General features: G+C 67.0%; 1 pseudogene. It reads right to left on the reverse strand.

Going from position 1 to position 203, the window contains the following annotated elements:
- Positions 1-203 (reverse strand): annotated as a pseudogene (locus tag ACL9RJ_RS33320) (transketolase); the annotation flags it as partial.

Here is a 203-nt window from a genome sequence, read left to right on the forward strand (position 1 = left end):
CGGTTGAACTGCGCGCCCAGCACCTTTTCCGCCAACGCGAAGCCAACGGCGTTGGCCAGGCCCTGGCCGAGCGGACCGGTGGTGGTTTCCACGCCCGGGGTGTAGCCGTATTCCGGGTGGCCCGGGGTGCGGCTGTGCAGCTGGCGGAAGTTCTTCAGGTCGTCGATGGACAGGTCGTAGCCGGTCAGGTGCAGCAACGAGTA

It is taken from the genome of Pseudomonas sp. Mn2068 (assembly GCF_049319725.1).
In the GTDB taxonomy this organism is placed as follows: Bacteria; Pseudomonadota; Gammaproteobacteria; order Pseudomonadales; family Pseudomonadaceae; genus Aquipseudomonas; species Aquipseudomonas gingeri.